We start from the raw sequence: 21936 nt of genomic DNA, 5'->3' as shown, positions 1-21936 counted from the left end.
TAATATAGTTTGATTTTAGATTGCTAAAAGATACAAAAAGCAAATTCAGGAGGGTTTATAATGACCATTGAACAACTAGTGTCAGTATTAAATGATGTAGAAATAAAAGGAGATGTGAACAAAGAAATTGAGTTTATCACTCATGATTCACGTCGTGTGAGAAAAAATACTTTATTCGTATGTATCTGTGGTACTAGGGTAGATGGTAATAAATTTATTCCTCAAGCTGTAGAAGCTGGAGCTTGTGCGATTATGACTGAAAAAGATGTAGAAGTACCTACAGGTGTTACAGTTATAAAAGTACCAAATCTTCGTGAAGCAATGGAACTTGCTGTACCATATTTTTATGACTATCCGGGCAAAAAAATGCGTATGATTGGTGTTACAGGAACAAATGGTAAAACAAGTAGCACATATATGCTTCGCGATATTTTGCGTAAAGCAGGATATAAAGTGGGCGTCATTGGCACAATTAAAATCATGATTGAAGATGAAGAGATGCCAATTCACAATACAACACCAGATGTGATTGACCTTCAAGAAATTTTAGATAAGATGTATAAACAAAATATTGATTATGTAGTTATGGAAGTATCCTCACATGCTCTTGATATGAATCGTGTTGCAGGTTGTGAATATGATACAGCAATGTTTACAAATTTAACACAAGACCATTTAGATTATCATAAAACTATGGAAAATTATGCTCTAGCTAAGGCAAAATTATTTGATAGTTTATCTGCACCAAATTTAGTAAAAACTAATAAAAATGCCGTAATTAATTTAGATGATGAACTTGGTAGCAAAACAATGATTGAGCATACAAAATGCAATTTAATAACTTATGGCATTAAAAATGATGCAACTTTAAAAGCTGAAAATGTAGAAATTAAGGCATCTGGAGCGTCTTTTGATGTAAAATATAAAGGCGAAAAAGCTCATTTTGATTTAAAAGTTACAGGTATGTTCAATGTTTATAATATATTAGGCGTAATTGGCGTTGCTTTAGCTGAAAAAATTTCTTTTGATATAATCAAAGAAACTCTTGAAGCATTTGAAGCTGTAGCAGGACGTTTTGAACTTGTACGTCAAGGTCAAGATTTCAGCGTAATAGTCGATTATGCTCATACTCCAGATGGTTTAGAAAACGTTTTAAAAACAGCACGTGAAATCGCTAAAAAACGTTTGATCGTAGTATTTGGCTGTGGCGGTGACCGCGATAGAACAAAACGTCCTATTATGGGCCGTATTGCAGCACAGCTTGCAGATGTGGTAATTGCAACTTCTGATAATCCAAGAACAGAAGATCCAGAATTTATTTTATCTGAAGTAGAAGCAGGTGTACTTCCTGCACTTCATGGCAATTTCCATGAAAAAATTACAGATAGAAGAACTGCTATTTTCAGAGCTATTGAACTTGCACAAAAAGATGATATTGTGCTTATAGCTGGTAAAGGTCATGAAAATTATCAGATTTTAAAAACAGGAACTATCCATTTTGATGATAAAGAAGTAGCTATTGAAGCAATTAGGGGGAAGATTAATGGCTAATTATCAATTTTCTTTGACACAAGTAATGCAGGCAACTAATGCTGTTTTGAAAAAAGTAACTTCAGCTTCGGTTTTTGGTGGTGTAACAACAGATACTAGAAAAATTGAAGAAGGAATGTTATTTATCGCCCTTAAAGGTGAAAATTTTGACGGGCATGATTTTATTGCTGATGCTGCCAAAAAAGGAGCAATTGGAGCTATAGTAAATAAAGATTATGATATTTCTTTGCTTGAAGATGTTGATATAGATATTTTGGCCGTAGATGATACATTAAAAGCCTATCAAGATTTAGCTCATTTTTGGCGTAATAAATTCAATATCCCTGTAATAGCTATAACTGGTTCAAATGGTAAAACTACAACTAAAGATTTAACAGCTGCTGTATTATCAGGAAAATATAATGTATTGAAAACACAAGCTAATTTTAATAATGAAATCGGTCTTCCAATGACTTTATTACAATTAGATGGAAGTTATGATGTAGCTGTTGTAGAAATGGGTATGCGAGGATTAGGTCAAATAAAAGAATTGACAGATATTGCTAAACCTACAATGGGTGTAATCACTAATGTCGGTGAAACACATATGGAACTTTTAGGATCCATGGAGAATATAGCGAAAGCTAAAGGTGAGATGGCACAGGCAATAGAAATTGATGGGAAAGTTATTTTAAATGCTGATGATGAATTTGTTGCTAAAATGAATAGATTAACAAGAGCACATGCAATTTATTTTGGCATTAATCATGCAGGTGATATCAAGGCTTTTGATATTAAGACTGTAGATGATGGTAAAACGGAATTTGATGCGATTGTTGGCGATAAAATAGCACATTTCACTTTAAATATGATAGGTATACACAATGTATATAACTGTTTAGCAGCTTTGGCTGTAGGATATGCTTGCGGCCTTACTGTTGAAGAGATGCAAAAAGGTTTAGATACTTTTAAACCTACAGCTATGCGTTTTGAATATAAAAGATTAGGTCAATATAATTTGATAAATGATGCATATAATGCAAGTCCAATGTCTACAAAAGCGGCTTTAGAAAATTTAACTAAAGTGGCTAAAAAACGTAAAATCCTAGTAATGGGTGATATGTTTGAATTAGGTAGTGTAGAACAAAAAGCTCATGAAGATATTGGTTTATTGGCAGGTAAATTAGGTGTAGATATAGTCATAACTCGAGGAGAATTGACAAAATTTACGGCTCAAGCTGCCAAAAAAGCAGGTGTAGCAAAAGTTTTTGAATGTGCAAGTCATGAAGAAGCAGTGCAAGTATTGAAAAGAGAATTGCAAGCAGAAGATACTGTTTTGTTTAAAGGTTCCCATGGTATGCATATGGAAAAAATAATTGAATTATTGGAGAAAGAATATAAATGATAGAAGCATTTAATTTAAATATGATTTGGGCAGCAATAGCTGCTGCCCTCGTAGTTTTAGCAGTAGGACCATTTTTAATTCCAGAATTACATAAATTAAAATTTGGTCAAAGCATTCGTGAAGAAGGGCCAAAGAGTCATCAAGCTAAATCAGGAACACCAACAATGGGCGGTATTATGATCATTGGTGGTATTACTATTGCAACTTTAATTTTTGCAGATTTTACTATAGAAGTAGCATTAGCTTTATTTGTGATGTTAGGTCATTTTGTTTTAGGATTTTTAGATGATTATATTAAGGTTGTCTTAAAACGTAATTTAGGATTAAAAGCTAAGCAAAAATTACTAGGACAATTTATTATTGCAATCATTGTAACTTATATTGGTATAAATTATGCTGGGCTTACACAAGATGTTTGGATACCATTTATTGGACAAACTTATGATATTGGTTGGTTTTATTATATATTGGTAATTGGTGTACTTGTTGGTACAACAAATGCCGTAAATTTAACAGATGGTCTAGATGGTTTAGCTTCAGGTGCTATGGCAGTAGCTTCTTTAGGTTTTGCAGCTGTTTGTTTATATTTTAATAAAACTGATTTAGCTATTTATAGTTTTGCTTGTTTTGGAGCATGTGTAGCCTTTTTGAAATTTAATTATCATCCGGCAAAAGTATTCATGGGAGATACTGGTTCTCTTGCTTTAGGTGGTGTTTTAGCTGGCCTTGGTATTTTAACTAAAACAGAATTATTGTTGATTATTTTAGGCGGGTTATTTGTAATCGAAACTTTATCTGTAATTATTCAAGTAACATCTTTTAAAACTACTGGAAAACGTGTATTTTTAATGAGTCCAATTCATCATCATTTTGAATTAAAAGGTTGGTCAGAAACTCGTGTAGTTACAACTTTTTGGTTTGCTGAATTTGTATTTTGCATTTTAGCGTTATTGACTTTACATTATAGCTAATAGTCGTTAATATTTTAAATAAGGCAATGGTTCTTTTCGGTTATTTCTTCATTCCTTAAATGAAATAAGTATAAGGATTTTTAGGAGGTTTTTTTAATGGATTTAAGCAATAAGAAAGTTATTGTAATCGGTGCGGGAATTAGTGGTTTTGCAGTAGCAAAACTCGCTAAGAAACTAGGAGCAGATGTTATTTTAAGTGATGCGAATGAAAAACTAGGTGAAAAGCACGATCTAACTGAGCTTACTGCTTTAGATATAAAAGTAGTTTTAGGAAAACAAACAGAAGCTTTATTTGAAGGTACAGATTTAGTGATTATTTCTCCAGCTGTACCAAGACATTTACCACTTTTTGAAAAAGTTGCTGAAAAAGTAAAAATCATTAGCGAAGTAGAATTTGCTTATAAATTAGCTAAAGCTCCAATATTTGCTGTTACAGGAACTAATGGTAAAACAACAACAACTATGCTTTTAGGTGAATTGATGAAGACCATTTACGGTGAAGATAAAGTGGGTGTGGGTGGTAATATCGGTACACCACTTTGTGAAGAATGTTATCGTATTGGTGAAGATGGTTGTGTAGTGGCTGAAATATCAAGTTATCAGATGGAAGCTTCTAGTGAATTTGCTACAAAAGGTGCGGCTATATTAAATGTAACTCCTGATCATTTGGCTCGTCATAAAACAATGGAAGTTTATCAGGCAGAAAAAGAGAAAGTATTTGCTCATCATACAAAAGAAAATTTTTTAGTTTTAAATTATGATGATGAACGTACTCGTGATATGGCAAATAGAGCTAAAAGCACTATTTGTTTTTTCAGTAGTTCTCAAGAATTAGAAGAAGGAGCTTTCGTCAAAGATCATCAACTTGTTATTCGTTGGAAAGGTATAATGCATATTATTTGTAATGTAGATGATATGCAGATAAAAGGCAGTCATAATATAGAAAATGCTTTAGCGGCATTGAGTTTAGCCTTTTTGGCAGGTGGCGATACGATAAAAATGGCAAAAGCATTAAAAGCTTTTGCACCAGTGGAACATCGCATTGAACCTGTTAAAACTATTGATGGAGTAACATATTATAATGACTCTAAAGCAACAAATCCAGAAGCTGCCAACAAAGCAATTGCTACTTTTCCACATATAATTTTAATCGCTGGTGGTGATGATAAAAATACTCCACTTGATGAATTTTATGCTTTAGTAAATGAACGCGTAGATAATCTGATTTTAGTTGGCGATGCTACAAAACGTTTTAAAGAAGAAGCTTTAAAACATGATTATCCAGAAGATAAAATTTATGAAGCAGGATATTCTATGCAAGAAGCAGTAAATTATGCTCATAAAATAGCGAAAGCTCCGCAGGTAGTGTTATTATCACCAGCATGTGCAAGTTTTGATATGTATGAAGGTTATGAAGCTCGTGGCCGTGATTTTAAACGTATAGTTAATGAATTAGAATAATTTTAAATAGAGAAAGTGAGAAAAAGTATGAGGATAATTGTATCTGGCGGTGGTACAGGAGGACATATTTATCCAGCGATTACACTGATAAATAATATAAAAAAAATAGTACCAAATGCAGAATTTCTCTATGTAGGCACAAAAAAAGGATTGGAAGCAGATATTATACCACGTGAACAAATTCCTTTTGTTACCTTAGATATAAGTGGTTTTGAACGTCATTTAACTATGAAAAATTTTGTAGTAGCAGGTAAAGCGTTTAAAGCTGTGGTAAAAGCTAGAAATATAGTTAAAAATTTTAAACCAGATGTAGCTATTGGTACAGGTGGATATGTATGTGGCCCTATTTTGATGGCTGCAAGTTTGATGGGAATACCAGCATTGATACAAGAGCAAAATGCTATTCCAGGTGTTACTAATAAAATTTTAGCAAGATTTGTAGATAAGATAGCAGTAGGATATAAACGTGCAATGAGTTATTTTCCTGAAAATAAGGTAGTATTCACAGGTAATCCTATTCGTGACGATATTTTATTGAGTACAAGAAATGAAGGCTTAATGGAATTTTCTTTGGATATAAATAGAAAAACTATTTTAGTATCTGGTGGCAGTCGTGGAGCTCATAGTATTAATAAAGCTATGCTTGAAGTTCATAAACATTTTGCTAATAATTATCGTGTGCAGATTATGCATGTTACAGGTAAAAATGAGTATGATTTTGTAAAAAATGGTTTAGTTGATTTAGGTGTTAATTTAGATAAAGTAGATAATATTGCCGTTTATCCATATTTATATGATATGCCAAAGGCATTGGCAGCCACAGATATAGCTGTTTTTAGAGCTGGTGCTACAAGTTTAGCAGAGCTTACAGCAAGAGGTGTACCGGCAGTATTGGTACCATATCCATTTGCAGCAGAAAATCATCAAGAATATAATGCCCGTGAATTAGAAAAAAATGGGGCAGCTAAAGTTATTTTAAATCGTGAGCTTACAGGTGAAAAATTAATTAATGTATTAGAAGAAATGCTTGCTAGTGAAAATCGTTTACAGAAAATGGTAGAAGCTAGCCGTAATATGGGAAAACCTAGTGCAGCTTTAGCTATTGCTGAAATGGTGGTAGAATTAGCTAAGAAACCTAAATATTAATTTTGAGAGGTGTACTTGAAAAGTGCTTGAAGGTATAAAAAAATTACATTTTGTCGGCATTGGCGGTGTAGGTATGAGTGCCATTGCTGAAGTGATGTTAGATAAAGGATATGAAATATCTGGTTCTGATTTGAGTGAATCAGCTGTAGTAAAACATTTACAGGCAAAAGGTGCTACAATTTATAAAGGTCATAATGCTTTAAATGTAGAAGGTAAAGAAGCCTTGGTTTTATCTTCTGCTATACATCAAGATAATCCTGAACTTGTAGCTGCAAAAGCTAAGGGCTTAAAATTATTTCATCGTTCCGATATTTTAGCTTATTTATTAAATGATGCTAAAGGAATTGCAGTAGCAGGTGCTCATGGAAAGACAACTACATCTTCTATGATCAGTGTAGTTTTAGAGCATGCAAAAGTTGATCCTACAATTTTAATTGGCGGTTTTGTAGATTATTTAAAAGGCAATGCAAAACTTGGTAAATCTGATTATTTAGTAGCTGAAGCTGATGAAAGTGATGGTTCTTTCTTAAAATTCTATCCTAAAATTGCAGTTGTTACTAATATTGAAGATGACCATATGGATCATTACGGTTCTATGGAAAATATCATTAAAGCATTTATCCAATTTGTACAGAACTTGGATAAAGAAACAGGTCTTGCTGTATTGTGCTTTGATAATGAAAATATCAGAAATATAGCATATAAAGTGGATAGAAAATATATTTCTTATGCTTTAGATCATGATGCTGATTATATGGCAAAAGATATTAAAGTAGATGGTCCACATACAAGCTTTACTGTTATTTACAAAGGTGAAGTATTAGGAGATGTAGCTCTTAATATTCCAGGTAGACATAATGTATTAAATGCATTAGCTACAATTGCTGTATGTCGTGAAATGGGATTGAGTATAGAGGAAATAGCAGAAGGATTTAAAGTATTTTCTGGTACAAAACGCCGTTTCCAAACTAAATTTAGAAATGAAAATATATGGATTGTAGATGATTATGCACATCATCCAACTGAAATTCAAACAACTATAAAAGCTGCTAAACAGACAAATCCAAAACGTTTAATTGTAGCTTTCCAGCCACATCGTTATAGTAGAACACAATTATTACAAAAAGAATTTGGTTCTTGTTTTGTAGGAGCTGATGTATTAGTTTTAACTGATATTTATGCAGCAAGTGAAGATCCTATCGGAGGTATTTCAGGTAAAACTATTGTAGATGAAGTTAAAAGACAGACAGGTGTAGACGCTGTTTACATTGAAAAATTAGATGATATTGCACCATGGCTTGAAAAAAATATTCAAGCTGGAGATTTAATTATTACTATGGGTGCAGGTAATATCTATACTGTTGGTGAAAAATTAGCTCAAAATTTATAATTGAGAGGAATAGAAGATGAATTTTAAAAAGATTGTTGTATTGATGGGTGGACCATCTAGTGAAGCTGAAATTTCTAGATTGACTGGTACAGCTATTTTGAATGCTTTGCAAGAAAAAGGTTATAATGCAGTAGGTATGGAATTTGTGCCTAAAACTTTAGTGGAAGATATCAAAGAAAGTGGCTGTGATATTGTATTTAATGCTGTTCATGGTAAATATGGTGAAGATGGCAGAATTGCAGCAGTGCTTGAAATGATTGATATGCCATATACAAGTTGCAGTGTTTTATCTAGTGCGATAACAATGGATAAAGTAGCTAGTAAACATCTTTTCCGTTCAACAGGAATTTCTACACCAAATTGTCTTATTTATCGTAAAACAGATACTGATAGAAATTTAGTAGAAGAAATTGCTAGTAAATTCTCTATGCCAGTTGTTGTAAAAGCAGCTTCTCAAGGTTCTAGTATTGGGGTAGAAATTGTAGAGAAAAAAGAAGATTTACAAAAAGCAATTGATGCATGCTTTGAATATGATGATGCTATTTTAGTTGAAGAATTCATCAAAGGTAGAGAATTATCTATTCCTGTTTATGGAAATAAAGAAAAGAAAGCTTTACCAATTATTGAAATAACTACTAATTCTGGTAGATATGATTATAAGAGTAAATATACAAAAGGTGAATCTTTCCATATTATTCCAGCACCTCTTAGTGATGAATTAACAGCTAAAATTCAAAAATTATGTATAGATGCATGTACAGTAGCCGATTGCCGTGGAGTTGTACGTGTGGATGTTATGCTAAGTGAAGATGATGTTCCATATGTATTGGAAATAAATTCTGTACCAGGTATGACACAGACATCTTTAGTTCCAGATGCAGCGAAACACGTAGGTATTTCTTTTGGCGAATTATGTGAAATGATTTTACAGATGGCTATAGAAGAAAAATAAGGAATAATTTATGGTAAAAAAACAAGTTAAATCAAAAAGTTTAATTGCCAAGAAAAATTTAAAAAGAGGCCTTATTGGCCTCTTTGCTATACTAGCAATTATTTTTATAATTAATTCACCTATTTTTAAAATAGGCTATGTAAAAGTTATTGGAAATACATATTTACCTCGAGAAGATGTATTAAAAATAGCTAGAATAAGAGAGCCTTTAAATATTTTTTCTGTGCAAACAGATGTTATTCAAAATTATTTGCAAAGTGATTTGCGTATAGATACTGCTAAAGTTTGGAGAGATTTTCCTAATTGTTTAAATATCGAAATTGTAGAAAGAACGCCGCTCGCAGTTGTTAGTTGTAATTATGGTTATGTTGATTTAGACAAGAATAGCATGATCATAGACACATATAAAGATCCTAAAAAAATACAAAAGCCTGTTATTATAGGTGTTTTTTTAGAAGATGTTTATACTGGTGATAAGGTAGAAAATGAAGCCATAAACAAAGTTTTAGATTATTTAGGATATTTGAAGCCAGAGTTATTACAACAGATTATGCAGATAAATATTGCCAATGTGGATAATATTGAAGCATATACAATGAATGGTACAAAAATTATTTTGGGAAAAGTAGAAAATCCAGAAGAACTAGCAAATAAAACAAATGAATTTTTTAATGATATGAAAGTAACAAATATTCCAATTGAATATATAGATTTTAGTTATTCTCGACCAGTTTTAAAGATAAAACAATGAGGCTAAATAATGATTAAGTATACAAAATTTTATTCGATAATTTTGATATGCTTTTTATTGGGTTTTATGGTGTCTATTGAATTAAAGACGTCTCAAGATAATTTAAAAACATCTACTCAATATCAAAGAATAGAAAAATTATCTGATATGTTATTGCGTACAGAACAAGAACGTGATGAATTAAAAGTAGAAGTTGTAAGATTAAAAGAAGATAATAATGTGCATAATGAGTTTCCACAAAAAGTCAATTTTTTAGCAGGAACTACCGCTGTTAAAGGTCCTGGAGTGGTGTTATCCATAGAGGATAGTAAAAAAAATATATCAAGTACGGATAATACTAATCTATATATAATTCATGATGAAGATGTTTTGAAAGTAATTAATGAATTGAGAGCTGCTGGAGCTGAAGCAATATCATTAAATGATCAAAGACTTATTTCGACTTCAGAGATACGCTGTGCAGGGCCGACTATTTCAGTGAATAACACTAGAGTAGCAGCTCCATTTGTGATAAAAGCCATAGGAAATGCAAAAAGCATGGAAGATGCTATAAATATGCGTGGTGGCGTAGCGGAGAGTTTGAGTGTATGGGGAATAAAAATAGATATAAAAAAGGATAATAATATAGTTATTCCTGCATATAAAGGTGCTACAGAATTTAAATATGTGACATCTATATCCCCATGAGAAGGTTTTAGGAGATTTTTATGAAATATATAGTTATCTTATGTATAATAGCAGGTTTATTAGGGGGCATTATAGGTCATATGATGCCGATAATTATACCTGTAGAATATAATAAATTATTTTCTGTAGCTATATTGGCTGGTATAGAATCTGTATGCAATGCATTTCGTTCAATAATTAAAGAAAAATTTAATAGTAAAATTTTTGTTATGAATTTTTTTGTCAATGTAATAATTGTAGTTTTATTTGTATTTATTGGTGATAATTTAGGATTGGACTTATATTATGTAGTTTTATTAGCTTTAGGATTTAAATTATTGCAGGATTTAGATATAGTAAAATTATATTTATTCAATCGATAAAATGAAGTCTCTTAATACCAATAAGATAATAGTTTAATTTTATATTAGCTGTTTAATCGATGGATTAAGAGCTTTTTTATTACATATATAGAGAGATTAAAATATTTTGTTTTAGCTAAGTACTAAAATGAAAAAATATGATATTGGCTAATTATTTATTTTGGTATATAATTAGTTATTAAGTGCATTATTTTTTAAACAAAGATAAATATAATTTGATTAACAAATAATAAATTAAATTATAGTATTTTTGAAACAAATATTTTAATAGAAATTATATTTACAAATAAGAAATCTATGAGGATAAAGAACTGGGGGTAACAGTTGTGTTTGAGTTTGATCAGGAACAAGAAATGGAGCCAATTGCGAAAATAAAAGTAGTTGGCGTTGGTGGTGGCGGTAATAATGCCGTAAATAGAATGATTGCTTCTGGTTTAAAAGGAGTAGAATTCATAGCGATTAATACAGATGCTCAAGCATTAGTTCATGCTATGGCACAAAATCGCATGCAGATTGGTGAAAAATTAACTCGTGGATTAGGTGCTGGAGCTAGACCTGAAATTGGCGAAAAAGCAGCTCAAGAAAATCGCGATGATATCATAAAAGCATTGCAAGGTGCAGATATGATTTTCGTAACTGCTGGTATGGGCGGTGGCACAGGTACAGGTGGTGCTCCAATCGTAGCTGAATGTGCTAGAGAAGTCGGTGCACTTACTGTAGGTGTAGTTACAAGACCATTCACTTTTGAAGGTAAAAAACGTTTAAAACAGGCAGAAGCTGGTATTGCCAATTTAAAAGCAAATGTAGATACTTTGATCACAATTCCAAATGATAGATTATTGGATATCATTGATAAAAAGACTTCAATGGTAGATGCTTTCCGTATCGCAGATGATGTTCTTCGTCAAGGTGTACAGGGTATTTCAGACTTGATAGCAGTTCCAGGTCTTATCAATCTTGACTTTGCCGACGTAAAAACAATCATGAGCAATGCAGGTTCTGCACTCATGGGTATAGGTGAAGGCCAAGGTGATAATGCAGCTATTGATGCAGCAAAAATTGCTGTAAACAGTCCATTATTGGAAACTTCTATCCAAGGGGCAAAAGGCGTATTGTATAATATTACAGGTGGTCCAAATTTAGGATTAGCACAAGTAAATGAAGCATCAAGAATTATTTCTGAAGCAGCACATGAAGATGCAAATATCATTTTTGGTACAGCAATTGATGAAACTCTTGATGATACTGTAAGAATAACTGTTATAGCTACAGGATTTGATGAAAATGCTGATGAAGGTGTACCTGAATTTCCTTCAGTACCAAAACAACCAGCAGTAGAAGAAGTGGGAATGGGATTCCCAGATCTTCCACCATGGATGAGACATAGTAGTAAATAGAGTTATTAACAGGCAATCATAACATTGATTGCCTGTTTTTTGCTCAACAAAGAAATTATTTTACAGGAAGTGAAAGTATGCGAAGATATATACCTTTATTGATAATTGGATTATGCGTTTTATTTGTGGTATTAGCATCTTTACTTTACATGACACAAAGTGTTGGCAAAAAACAAGTGGCAGATAAATTTATCCCTGTAACAAAAACTTTAACAGTATATACTACAATTCCTGTAGAGATGGCTTCGATTATTGCTAATGAATATCAAAAAGAAGCTAATATTCAAGTAAATTTTATCCCCGTATCGAAAGATGAATTGTTAAATCATTTTCAGCAAGATGATATAGAAAATATAGATATGGTATTAACTGATTCTCGAGTGTTGGAAAATTTAAGTGATGCAAATAAATTAACGAGTAATATCTCAGAAGAAGAAGATATCGTAAACGAACAATTTAAAGATAAAAATAATTCTTGGATTGGTGTATGGTATGATCCTATTGTTTTTTGTTATAATTTAGATTATGTGAAAAATAATTGGCATATTCCACTTACATGGGATGAATTGGCACAAAATAATAATATAAAAATAGGCATGACGGATTTTATGGTTGCGTCAGCAGCTGCAAATGTATTATATTCTTTAAGTGAAGATAAAAATGTAGAAAATACAATGATGTTAATGCAACAGATTCATCCTAAAGTAGTTCGCTATGCTAAATATTTATCTACGCCTGTACGTATGGTTGGCATGGGCGAAGCTGATATAGCTGTATCAGTTCAAAGTGAAGCTATACGATATATAAATGATAATTATCCGTTGAATATCATTTATCCTAAAGATGGAACAGCTTATCAATTAACAGCAGTAGGTATAGTTAAAGATAGTAAACAACAAGTGGAAGCTAATCACTTTATTAAATGGTTATTGGGCGATGATGTTCAAATAAGTTTACAAAAAAATCGTTATTATTATGTGCCAACAAATTATACATCTTTGACGTATAAAGAATTTGCTGGTAAAAATATAAAATTTTTAGCTAAAAATAATGTCTTTGATGATAATGCTAGAAATGCTATTTTAGATGAATGGGTAACAAATATACGTTTAAAAAATTAAAATAATTAAAAGGGCTTGGGCTCAGGAGGAGAAAATATGTTAAAAGCTGGATTTATAAGTTTAGGTTGTTCTAAAAACTTAGTAGACACAGAAGTGATGCTAGGTATTTTAGCCAAAAATAATATAGAAATTACATCTGAACCAGCAAAAGCTGATATTTTGATTGTAAATACATGTACTTTTATTCAGTCTGCTAAAGAAGAATCAATTACAACTATTTTAAATATGGCAGAATACAAACAAGAGGGCAAAGGAAAATGTCGTTCTTTAATTATCGCTGGTTGTATGGGGCAGCGTTATGGTCAGGAATTATTAGAAGAATTTCCTGAAGTAGATGCTATTGTTGGCACTGGTGCATGGAGCCGTATTATGGAAGCTGTTGAAGCTACTATTCAAGAAAGAAAACGTGTATTGATTACAGGTGAATCTAAAGAAATTTATACAGCTTCAACACCTCGTATTTTTACTACTCCATTTTATAGTGCATATATTAAAATTGCTGAAGGTTGTAATCATCGTTGTGCATATTGTGCTATTCCGTATGTACGTGGCAATTATCGCAGTCGTACTATTGAAGATATTAAACAAGAAGTTGAAGCTTTAGCCGAAAAAGGTGTAAAAGAATTTAATATTATTGCTCAAGATACAACATACTATGGTAGAGATATTTATGGTAAGCCATCTTTAGTGGAATTATTAAAAGAATTGGTTAAGATTGAAAAAGTAAAATGGTTGCGTATACAATACGCTTATCCACATACATTTACAGATGAATTAATTGATTTGATTGCTAGTGAGGAAAAAATCTGTAATTATGTAGATTTACCATTACAGCATGCACATAATGATGTGTTAAAACGTATGCGTCGCAGTGATACAAAAGAAAGTGTAGAAGAATTATTGGACAAATTACGTACACGCATTCCAGGTGTTGTAATTCGTTCTAGCTTTATTGTTGGTTTCCCTGGAGAAACAGATTCTCAATATACTACACTTCGTAATTTTGTAGAAAAACAGCGTTTTGATAAAGTGGGTATTTTCTCTTATTCTCGTGAAGAAGGAACACCTGCTTATGATATGCCAAATCAGGTTGATGAAAATATAATGCAAGAACGCTATCATGATTTGATGAGCCTTCAAAGCAAAATTTCTGAAACTATCAATATTGAAATGGAAGGCAAAATCCTTGATGTATTGATTGAAGGTCGCGATGATGAACAGCATATGGCATATGGTCGTTCTTATCGTGAGGCTCCAGATGTAGATGGTCAAGTCTTTATCGAAGGTGATGATATCAGTCAGCCAGGTGATATTGTTAAAGTCAAAATTTTACAGGGCTTTGATTATGACGTAGTGGGTGAACGCGTAGACGTATAAATAATTTAATTGGAGATGAGTTTTAGATGATAGTAGAAATTGTAACTACAGGTAGTGAATTGTTATTAGGGCAAGTAATCAATACGAATGTAGCATATATGTCAACTCGTCTTAATGAATTAGGTTTTGATGTAGTGTATCAAACGACTGTTGGCGATAATCATGATCGCATGAAAGAAGTATTGGAACATGCTTTGTCTAGAGCAGATATCGTCATAACTTCTGGCGGTTTAGGGCCAACACAAGGTGATATAACAAAAGAAGTATCAGCAGAGATTTTTGGACGTAAATTAAAAATCCATGCCGAAAGTAAACGACGTATGGATGAGCGTTTTGCACAAAGACATGTTGTCTGGACTGAAAATAATTTGCGTCAGGTAACACTTCCAGAAGGTGCAGAAGTATTTTTAAATTATAATGGTATAGCTTCTGGTGTTGTCTTGGAAAATAATGGTAAATATTTAATTAATTTGCCAGGGCCACCAAGTGAAATGAAAGATATGTTTGAACGCAGTCTAAAACCGTTTTTACAAAGAAAATTTGGCTTTAAGCATGTAATTGTATCTAAAGTATTAAATACTTGTGGTATAGGAGAGTCTTTATTAGAGACAAAGATAAAAGATTTGATTTTAGCCCAGTCTAATCCGACATTAGCTCTACTTATTCGACCAGAAGGGGTAATCATTCGCATCACAGCAAAGGCACAAGATAAAAAAGAAGCTGAAAAAATGATTGCTGAAGTAGAAACGCAAGTAAGAGCTCGTGTAGGTGAATATATCTATGCAGTTGATGATGAAGATATGGTAGAAGTTGTGGCTAAATTATTGAAAGATAATTGCTTGACTGTAGCTTGTGCTGAATCTTGTACTGGCGGAATGTTAGCTAGTAGATTGACATCTATTTCTGGTAGTTCTATGTATATCAAAGGCAGTATTGTTACCTATAGCAATGAAGCTAAAATGAAATTTCTCGATGTAGATAAAGATATTTTAAATACAAAGGGTGCAGTATCACTAGAAGTAGCTAAACAAATGGCTGAAGGTATAAGAAAAACTATAGGCTCTAGCCTTGGTGTGGGTATAACTGGTATAGCAGGTCCTACTGGTGGTACAGATAAAAAGCCTGTAGGTCTAGTTTATATTGCAATTGCTGGTAAAAATGGTACAGTAGTAAAAGAAAATATTTTTTCAGGCGATAGAGCACGTATACGATATCGTTCAACTCAGCAAGCATTAGAAATGATAAGACAATATATTAAAAATAAATAATGGATTATATTTCTTTGATATGAAGGAATAAAGTAAATAGGAGGACTATTTTTGGAAGAAAAAATTATTAAATTTGAAGATATGCAATTAAGTAAAAAGGTATTAAATGCTGTTCGTGATATGGGATTTGAAGAACCATCTCCAATTCAAGCACAGACAATACCTTTAGCATTAGAAGGTCACGACGTTATAGGACAAGCCCAAACAGGTACAGGTAAAACAGCAGCGTTTGGTATTCCAACTATTGAAAAGATTGATGAAAAAAATAAATATATTCAAGCTTTAGTATTGACACCAACACGTGAGCTCGCTATTCAGATTGCAGAAGAATTTAATAAAATTGGTAAATATAAACGTGTAAAAACTTTACCTGTATATGGTGGTCAGATGATAGACCGTCAAATTAGAGCTCTCCGTTTTGGCGTAAAAGTTGTAGTAGGTACTCCAGGTAGACTTATCGACCATATTCGTCGTAATACTATAAAACTTGACCATGTAAAAATGCTCATCTTAGATGAAGCTGATGAAATGCTCGATATGGGCTTTATTGAAGATATTGAAGAAATCATGTCAAATTTGGCACAAAGTGAAACTCGTCAAACTTTATTATTTTCTGCGACAATGCCAGCACCAATTGAAAAATTAGCACGTAGCTATATGCATAATCCGCAAAAAGTAATGATCAGTCGTGAACAACTCACAGTGCCATCAGTTGACCAATTATATTTTGAAACTCGTGACAAATTTGAAGGTCTTTGTCGTGTACTTGATATAGAAGATAGTGGTAAATATATCATTTTCTGCCGTACAAAGAAAAATGTTGATGATCTCCAAGCATCATTACAAGTTCGTGGTTATATGGCTGGTAGCTTACATGGTGATATGAGCCAAGCACAGCGTGACCGCGTTATGCGTCGTTTCCGTGAAGGGAAACTTGAAATTTTAATTGCAACAGATGTAGCTGCTCGTGGTATTGATATAGATGATATCAGTCATGTAATCAATTTTGACATTCCACAAGACCATGAATCATATGTACATCGTATAGGTCGTACTGGTCGTGCTGGCCGTACTGGTATTGCGGTTACTTTCATTGAACCAAAAGAATATCGTCAATTAAAATTAATTGAACGCATGACAAAATCTCGCATGATACGAGGAGAACTTCCAACACCTGCTGATGTTATTGAACGTCAAAAAGAAGCAATAAAAGAACGTTTATTAAAAACATTAAATAATAATACGTATGCAGATTATCATTTAATTATTTCTGATATTGCCAATGAAGGTTTTGATTATGTAGATATTGCAGCAGCAGCTTTACAACTTTCTATTGAAGGTGTAAAAGAAAAAGAAGACAAAGTTTTAGATGAACGTTTTGAAAATACAGGTGCAGCACCTGGCATGGTACGTTTATTCTTAAATATTGGACGTAAACAAGGTATTCGCCCGCAGGATATCGTACGTACATTTGCTTCAGAAGTTGATATTCCGGGAAGTATAATCGGTGTAATCAATATTTATGATAAATTCACATTTGTAGAAGTTCCAAAAGATATAGCTGAAAAAGTAATATCTGTAATGCATAGAAATACTATTAAAGGTTATAAATTAAATATTGAACCAGCAAAAGGTAAATAATAAAAGTAAATAAAAAATAAATATAAAGTTAGCAATAAAAATAGCATTATCTTTAAAGATAATGCTATTTTTTTATTATTCTCTATGAAATTATGACTTGGATGGATTTACTTTCTAATTCAGCTTTGATGGTATCTGTGATATTATCATCAGTTATTACTATTTTTACACTGTCTTTTAAATTTAAAGGAACAACGCTATGCTTAGAAAATTTTTCACTTTCAGTCAAGACGACTACTTGTTCTGCTTGAAGAGCCATATCGCGTACAGCTTGAGCACGCATTTGGTCTTTATTGGTAAAACCTATTTTTGAGGAATAACCATCAGTGCCAATGAAAAAGAAATTTACAAAAAAATTCTCTGCACCTTGGCGAACCATAGGGCCTACCATGACTTGGGAATCAGGCTGATAAATTCCACCGAGGAGAATGATTTGAAAATTAGCTTTACCGCGAATATAGTCGGCAATAAATGCACTATTGGTGATGATGGTTAAATCTTTTTTGGATAAGGTTAAGTTTTCAGCTAAAAGAGCACAACAACTGCCATTTTCAATCATGATAGTATCGCCATCTTTTACGAGTTCAGCAGCTTTTTGAGCGATTTTGCGTTTTTCTTCATAATGATAAGCTATTCTGCCATTGATGTCATCAGTGCTACATAAAAGAGCAATACCATGTTCTCGTTTGATAATACCTTTATTTTCTAAAGCATCTAAATCTTTGCGGATAGTTACTTGAGAGACTTGTAATTTTTCTGCAAGTGCAGTTACTTCCATTTTATTTTCAGGTGAGAGTGTAAGCAATTCTAAGATTTTATTTGCTCTATTTTTCATTTTTTCATTGTAGACTCCAATCTTTAATAGAAATATTATCTATTAGTATAACATAAGCTTAAACGATTATAAAAATTAGAAAAAGGCATGGATATCATTATCTAAAAATATTTGCAAATAATCTTGTAAGTCTTCACGGTGAAGTGCAGGTTGATTTTCATAAGCGTACTTTTTATTTAAAAGATGATATTTATTTTCTCCGAATTGATGAAATGGCAATAATTGACATTGATTACTACCTACAGCGTGTAGAACTTCGCAAAATTTTTTAGCGTCTTCTAAGGAGTCGTTGAATTTTGGGATTATAGGAATTCTAGGAAGAACTGTTTTACCCATAGAGATAGCATACTTCATATTAGTTAAGATTAATTTATTATCTATGCCAGTACCTTCGAGATGTTTTTGGCTATCCCAGTGTTTTAAATCAAATAAAATATAATCTATATATTGTATGATATGCTGAAATTTTTCGGGAGTGCAAAAGCCAGTCGTCTCACAGCATGTATGTAGATTTTTTTCTTTAGCTGCGATTAATAATTCTTCGGCAAATTGAGTTTGCATGAGAAATTCGCCACCAGATAGAGTGATACCGCCATCACTTTCTTCATAAAAGACTTCATCTTGAAGCACTATATCTAAAACTTGCTGTACAGTTTTAATTTTTCCTTCACTTGTTAATGCTTTTTGTGGACATATATTTATACATTGTTTGCATAAAGTGCATTTATTAGTATCAATAAAAATATTATCATCTTTTAGGGAAATAGCTTTTACGGGACAAATTTCTAAGCAATGATGGCAATGAAGACATTTCTTCTTATCCCAGAGAATTTGGATTTTAGCTAATTGACTTTCGGGATTAGCACACCATTTACAATGCAAAGGACAACCTTTGAAAAAAACTACAGTGCGGATACCAGGGCCATCATTTATACTGAATTTTTGAATATTAAAAATTACACCTGTTTGCATATAATTAGCTTTACGCATGATAATTTCCTCGCTTAATTTTACTTTATATAAATTATATCATTTTCGTTAATAAAAATAAAACATAAAACTTTCATTTGAAAGTAAAATTATTTATTAAAATAAAAAATATTGACATATGAGTTTAAATAAGTTATTTTAATTATAGATGAAATAGATAATATTTACGAATTGAAATATTTTTTTTTTTTATACTTGTTGGAGGTATTGATTATGGAAAATAAAGCATATTTTGGCTCATTAACTGATAGAATGAAAGCTTTTCGTGAGGAAGTTTTAGATGAAAAGCCATATATTGATGCTCAAAGAGCTGTATTAGCTACACAAGTATATAGAGAAAATCAAAATCAGCCACGTGTAATGGTAAGAGCACTCATGTTACAAAAAATTTTAGAAAACATGAGCATTTATATTGAAGATAAAACTTTGATTGTAGGTAATCAGGCTACAAAAAATAAAAATGCCCCAATTTTCCCAGAATATACTATGGAGTTTGTATTAAATGAATTAGACCTTTTTGAAAAAAGAGATGGTGATGTTTTTTATATCACAGAAGAAACAAAACAGCAATTGAGAGATATAGCTCCATTTTGGGAAAATAATAATCTTCGTGCTAGAGGTGAAGCTCTTTTACCAGAAGAAGTCAGCGTATTTATGGAAACTGGTGTCTTTGGCATGGAAGGAAAATTAAATGCAGGAGATGCTCATTTAGCTGTCAATTATGAAAAAATCTTAGCTTTTGGCTTAAAAGGCTATGAAGAAAGAGTAAAAGATTTAAAAGCAAAGCTTGACCTTACTGATCCAGATAGCATTGATAAAAATATATTTTATAAGGCTGTGTTAATCGTTATTGAAGCCGTTCATCAATTTGCACAGCGTTATAGTAAATTAGCTCAAGAATTAGTCGATAAAGAAAAAGATAGTAAACGAAAAGCAGAATTATTAGAGATAAGTAGAATTTGTGCTAAAGTTCCATATGAACCAGCAACTTCTTTTTATGAAGCAGTGCAATCTGTATGGTTTATTCAATTGATTTTACAGATTGAATCCAATGGTCATTCTTTGAGCTATGGCAGATTTGACCAATATATGTATCCTTACTATATAAAAGATATTCAAGAAAAAGTCATAATCAAAGATGAAGCTTTAGAACTTTTGACTTGTTTATGGATAAAAACTTTAACAATTAATAAAGTGCGTTCTCAAGCTCATACTTTAAGTTCAGCAGGTTCACCAATGTATCAAAATGTCACTATCGGTGGACAAACTCCAGACAAAAAAGATGCTGTCAATGAATTGAGTTTTGTGGTATTGCAATCTGTAGCACAGACTAGACTTACACAGCCAAACTTAACAGTTCGTTATCATAAAAATATCAATAAAAAATTCTTTGATGATTGTATTGAAGTTATGAAATTAGGTTTTGGTATGCCTGCTTTAAATAATGATGAAATCATCATTCCATCTTTTATCAATTGGGGTGTAAAAGAAGAAGACGCTTATAATTATAGTGCTATTGGTTGTGTAGAAACTGCTGTTCCAGGAAAATGGGGCTATCGTTGTACTGGTATGTCTTATATAAATTTCCCAAGAGTGCTTCTTTGTGCTATGAATGATGGTGTGGATTTAACTACAGGAAAACGCTTCACTAAAGGCTATGGCTATTTTAAAGATATGAAGAGCTATGAAGAATTATTATCTGCATGGGATAAAACTGTACGTGAAATGACTCGTTATAGTGTTATTGTCGAAAATGCTATTGATAAAGCTTCTGAGCGAGATGTGCCAGATATTTTATGTTCTGCACTTACTGATGATTGTATTGGTAGAGGAAAAACTATCAAAGAAGGCGGTGCAGTATATGATTTCATATCTGGACTTCAAGTCGGTATTGCCAATATGGCAGACTCTTTAGCTGCAATTAAAAAATTAGTTTTTGAAGAAAAGAAAATCACACCAACTCAACTTTGGAGTGCTATTTTAGATGATTTCCAATCTGATGAAAATAAAAAAATTCAAGCAATGTTGATTGATGAAGTGCCAAAATATGGTAATGATATTGATTATGTAGATAATCTAGTAGTAGAAGCTTATGATTCTTATTTAGATGAAATCAAAAAATATCCAAATACTCGTTATCATAGAGGCCCAATCGGTGGCATTCGCTATGGCGGTACATCTTCAATCAGTGCTAATGTAGGTCAAGGTATGGGAACAATGGCAACACCTGATGGAAGAAATGCTTATGAACCACTTGCGGAAGGTTGTAGCCCTGCACATAATGCAGATAAAAATGGACCAACAGCTGTATTTAAATCTGTAGCTAAATTGCCTACAGAAAAAATAACTGGTGGAGTGTTATTAAATCAAAAAATGACACCGCAAATGCTTTCTACAGAAGAAAATAAACAAAAATTAGAAATGTTAATTCGTGCTTTCTTCAATAGATTGCATGGATATCATGTTCAATATAATATCGTATCGAGAGAAACTTTAATTGATGCACAAAAACACCCAGAAAAACATAAAGATTTAATCGTACGCGTAGCAGGTTATAGTGCCTTTTTCAATGTTTTGTCTAAGAAAACTCAAGATGATATCATCGGCAGAACTGAACAATGTTTATAATTTTAAATTGAATTTTTATTGAAA

General features: G+C 32.2%; 18 protein-coding genes. 16 read left to right on the top strand and 2 right to left on the bottom strand.

Annotated elements, in window-relative coordinates; translation table 11 throughout:
- Positions 1-60: 60 nt before the first annotated feature.
- The 15 genes from Q5I67_RS07150 (at position 61) to Q5I67_RS07080 (ending at position 17459) form a co-directional block, all read left to right on the top strand.
- Positions 61-1551: a UDP-N-acetylmuramoyl-L-alanyl-D-glutamate--2,6-diaminopimelate ligase gene (locus Q5I67_RS07150; RefSeq protein ID WP_302486868.1), complete on the top strand. Its 1491-nt coding sequence runs from the start codon at positions 61-63 to the stop codon at positions 1549-1551.
- Positions 1544-2935 carry a UDP-N-acetylmuramoyl-tripeptide--D-alanyl-D-alanine ligase gene (gene murF, locus Q5I67_RS07145; protein ID WP_296895816.1) on the top strand — a complete coding sequence of 464 codons (1392 nt, stop codon included), beginning with the start codon at positions 1544-1546 and terminating at the stop codon, positions 2933-2935. The genes Q5I67_RS07150 and murF overlap by 8 nt, the downstream gene beginning before the upstream one ends.
- Positions 2932-3906: a phospho-N-acetylmuramoyl-pentapeptide-transferase gene (gene mraY, locus Q5I67_RS07140; protein WP_302486867.1), complete on the top strand. Its 975-nt coding sequence runs from the start codon at positions 2932-2934 to the stop codon at positions 3904-3906. The genes murF and mraY overlap by 4 nt, the downstream gene beginning before the upstream one ends.
- Before the next feature lie 96 nt (positions 3907-4002).
- Positions 4003-5367: a UDP-N-acetylmuramoyl-L-alanine--D-glutamate ligase gene (gene murD, locus Q5I67_RS07135; RefSeq protein ID WP_302486866.1), complete on the top strand. Its 1365-nt coding sequence runs from the start codon at positions 4003-4005 to the stop codon at positions 5365-5367.
- 27 nt (positions 5368-5394) lie between these two features.
- Entirely contained in the window at positions 5395-6513 is a 1119-nt protein-coding gene (murG, locus tag Q5I67_RS07130) for an undecaprenyldiphospho-muramoylpentapeptide beta-N-acetylglucosaminyltransferase (RefSeq protein WP_302486865.1), read from the top strand.
- 22 nt (positions 6514-6535) lie between these two features.
- Positions 6536-7903: a UDP-N-acetylmuramate--L-alanine ligase gene (gene murC / locus Q5I67_RS07125; protein WP_302486864.1), complete on the top strand. Its 1368-nt coding sequence runs from the start codon at positions 6536-6538 to the stop codon at positions 7901-7903.
- 16 nt (positions 7904-7919) lie between these two features.
- Positions 7920-8855 (top strand): D-alanine--D-alanine ligase, encoded by a 936-nt coding sequence (locus Q5I67_RS07120; RefSeq protein ID WP_302486863.1) that lies wholly within the window; start codon positions 7920-7922, stop codon positions 8853-8855.
- 10 nt (positions 8856-8865) lie between these two features.
- On the top strand, positions 8866-9606 hold the full coding sequence (locus Q5I67_RS07115; protein ID WP_302486862.1) for a cell division protein FtsQ/DivIB: 741 nt from the start codon (positions 8866-8868) through the stop codon (positions 9604-9606).
- 9 nt (positions 9607-9615) lie between these two features.
- Positions 9616-10293, top strand: coding sequence for a DUF881 domain-containing protein (locus tag Q5I67_RS07110; protein ID WP_296895823.1), 678 nt, complete (start codon positions 9616-9618; stop codon positions 10291-10293).
- 20 nt (positions 10294-10313) lie between these two features.
- Positions 10314-10655 carry a small basic family protein gene (locus tag Q5I67_RS07105; RefSeq protein ID WP_296895824.1) on the top strand — a complete coding sequence of 114 codons (342 nt, stop codon included), beginning with the start codon at positions 10314-10316 and terminating at the stop codon, positions 10653-10655.
- A 353-nt stretch (positions 10656-11008) separates the two neighbouring features.
- Positions 11009-12052, top strand: a complete 1044-nt coding sequence (gene ftsZ / locus Q5I67_RS07100; protein ID WP_050900420.1) for a cell division protein FtsZ — start codon at positions 11009-11011, stop codon at positions 12050-12052.
- A gap of 77 nt (positions 12053-12129) precedes the next feature.
- On the top strand, positions 12130-13173 hold the full coding sequence (locus Q5I67_RS07095; RefSeq protein WP_302486861.1) for an ABC transporter substrate-binding protein: 1044 nt from the start codon (positions 12130-12132) through the stop codon (positions 13171-13173).
- Between the two features lie 36 nt (positions 13174-13209).
- Positions 13210-14550, top strand: coding sequence for a 30S ribosomal protein S12 methylthiotransferase RimO (gene rimO, locus Q5I67_RS07090; RefSeq protein WP_302486860.1), 1341 nt, complete (start codon positions 13210-13212; stop codon positions 14548-14550).
- Between the two features lie 26 nt (positions 14551-14576).
- On the top strand, positions 14577-15818 hold the full coding sequence (locus tag Q5I67_RS07085; protein ID WP_302486859.1) for a competence/damage-inducible protein A: 1242 nt from the start codon (positions 14577-14579) through the stop codon (positions 15816-15818).
- Between the two features lie 51 nt (positions 15819-15869).
- On the top strand, positions 15870-17459 hold the full coding sequence (locus Q5I67_RS07080) for a DEAD/DEAH box helicase (protein WP_296895828.1): 1590 nt from the start codon (positions 15870-15872) through the stop codon (positions 17457-17459).
- A gap of 82 nt (positions 17460-17541) precedes the next feature.
- Here the strand turns inward: Q5I67_RS07080 and Q5I67_RS07075 are convergent, their stop codons facing one another.
- Both Q5I67_RS07075 and Q5I67_RS07070 read right to left on the bottom strand, forming a co-directional pair.
- Entirely contained in the window at positions 17542-18294 is a 753-nt protein-coding gene (locus tag Q5I67_RS07075) for a DeoR/GlpR family DNA-binding transcription regulator (RefSeq protein ID WP_302486858.1), read from the bottom strand.
- Between the two features lie 75 nt (positions 18295-18369).
- The gene (locus Q5I67_RS07070; protein WP_302486857.1) at positions 18370-19284 is read right to left on the bottom strand and encodes a glycyl-radical enzyme activating protein; all 915 of its coding nucleotides are present in this window, start codon (positions 19282-19284) and stop codon (positions 18370-18372) included.
- 213 nt (positions 19285-19497) lie between these two features.
- Here Q5I67_RS07070 and Q5I67_RS07065 point away from each other — a divergent pair, with 213 nt between their 5' ends.
- Positions 19498-21912 (top strand): glycyl radical protein, encoded by a 2415-nt coding sequence (locus tag Q5I67_RS07065; protein ID WP_302486856.1) that lies wholly within the window; start codon positions 19498-19500, stop codon positions 21910-21912.
- Positions 21913-21936: the final 24 nt, after the last annotated feature.

Origin of the sequence: uncultured Megamonas sp. (genome assembly GCF_958438645.1) — a bacterium.
Lineage (GTDB): Bacteria > Bacillota > Negativicutes > Selenomonadales > Selenomonadaceae > Megamonas.
Note: the sequence above shows the minus strand (reverse complement) of the source record. Positions and strands in the feature narration are given on the sequence as shown.

What these genes read in the sequence shown, in the direction of transcription:
- Q5I67_RS07150 (WP_302486868.1), top strand. Translation starts at nt 61, where the DNA reads ATGACCATTGAACAACTAGTGTCAGTATTAAATGATGTAGAAATAAAA.
- Q5I67_RS07075 (WP_302486858.1), bottom strand. Translation starts at nt 18,294, where the DNA reads ATGAAAAATAGAGCAAATAAAATCTTAGAATTGCTTACACTCTCACCT.
- murF (WP_296895816.1), top strand. Translation starts at nt 1,544, where the DNA reads ATGGCTAATTATCAATTTTCTTTGACACAAGTAATGCAGGCAACTAAT.
- Q5I67_RS07095 (WP_302486861.1), top strand. Translation starts at nt 12,130, where the DNA reads ATGCGAAGATATATACCTTTATTGATAATTGGATTATGCGTTTTATTT.
- mraY (WP_302486867.1), top strand. Translation starts at nt 2,932, where the DNA reads ATGATAGAAGCATTTAATTTAAATATGATTTGGGCAGCAATAGCTGCT.
- rimO (WP_302486860.1), top strand. Translation starts at nt 13,210, where the DNA reads ATGTTAAAAGCTGGATTTATAAGTTTAGGTTGTTCTAAAAACTTAGTA.
- Q5I67_RS07105 (WP_296895824.1), top strand. Translation starts at nt 10,314, where the DNA reads ATGAAATATATAGTTATCTTATGTATAATAGCAGGTTTATTAGGGGGC.
- murD (WP_302486866.1), top strand. Translation starts at nt 4,003, where the DNA reads ATGGATTTAAGCAATAAGAAAGTTATTGTAATCGGTGCGGGAATTAGT.
- Q5I67_RS07065 (WP_302486856.1), top strand. Translation starts at nt 19,498, where the DNA reads ATGGAAAATAAAGCATATTTTGGCTCATTAACTGATAGAATGAAAGCT.
- Q5I67_RS07085 (WP_302486859.1), top strand. Translation starts at nt 14,577, where the DNA reads ATGATAGTAGAAATTGTAACTACAGGTAGTGAATTGTTATTAGGGCAA.
- Q5I67_RS07115 (WP_302486862.1), top strand. Translation starts at nt 8,866, where the DNA reads ATGGTAAAAAAACAAGTTAAATCAAAAAGTTTAATTGCCAAGAAAAAT.
- Q5I67_RS07070 (WP_302486857.1), bottom strand. Translation starts at nt 19,284, where the DNA reads ATGCGTAAAGCTAATTATATGCAAACAGGTGTAATTTTTAATATTCAA.
- ftsZ (WP_050900420.1), top strand. Translation starts at nt 11,009, where the DNA reads ATGGAGCCAATTGCGAAAATAAAAGTAGTTGGCGTTGGTGGTGGCGGT.
- Q5I67_RS07110 (WP_296895823.1), top strand. Translation starts at nt 9,616, where the DNA reads ATGATTAAGTATACAAAATTTTATTCGATAATTTTGATATGCTTTTTA.
- murG (WP_302486865.1), top strand. Translation starts at nt 5,395, where the DNA reads ATGAGGATAATTGTATCTGGCGGTGGTACAGGAGGACATATTTATCCA.
- Q5I67_RS07120 (WP_302486863.1), top strand. Translation starts at nt 7,920, where the DNA reads ATGAATTTTAAAAAGATTGTTGTATTGATGGGTGGACCATCTAGTGAA.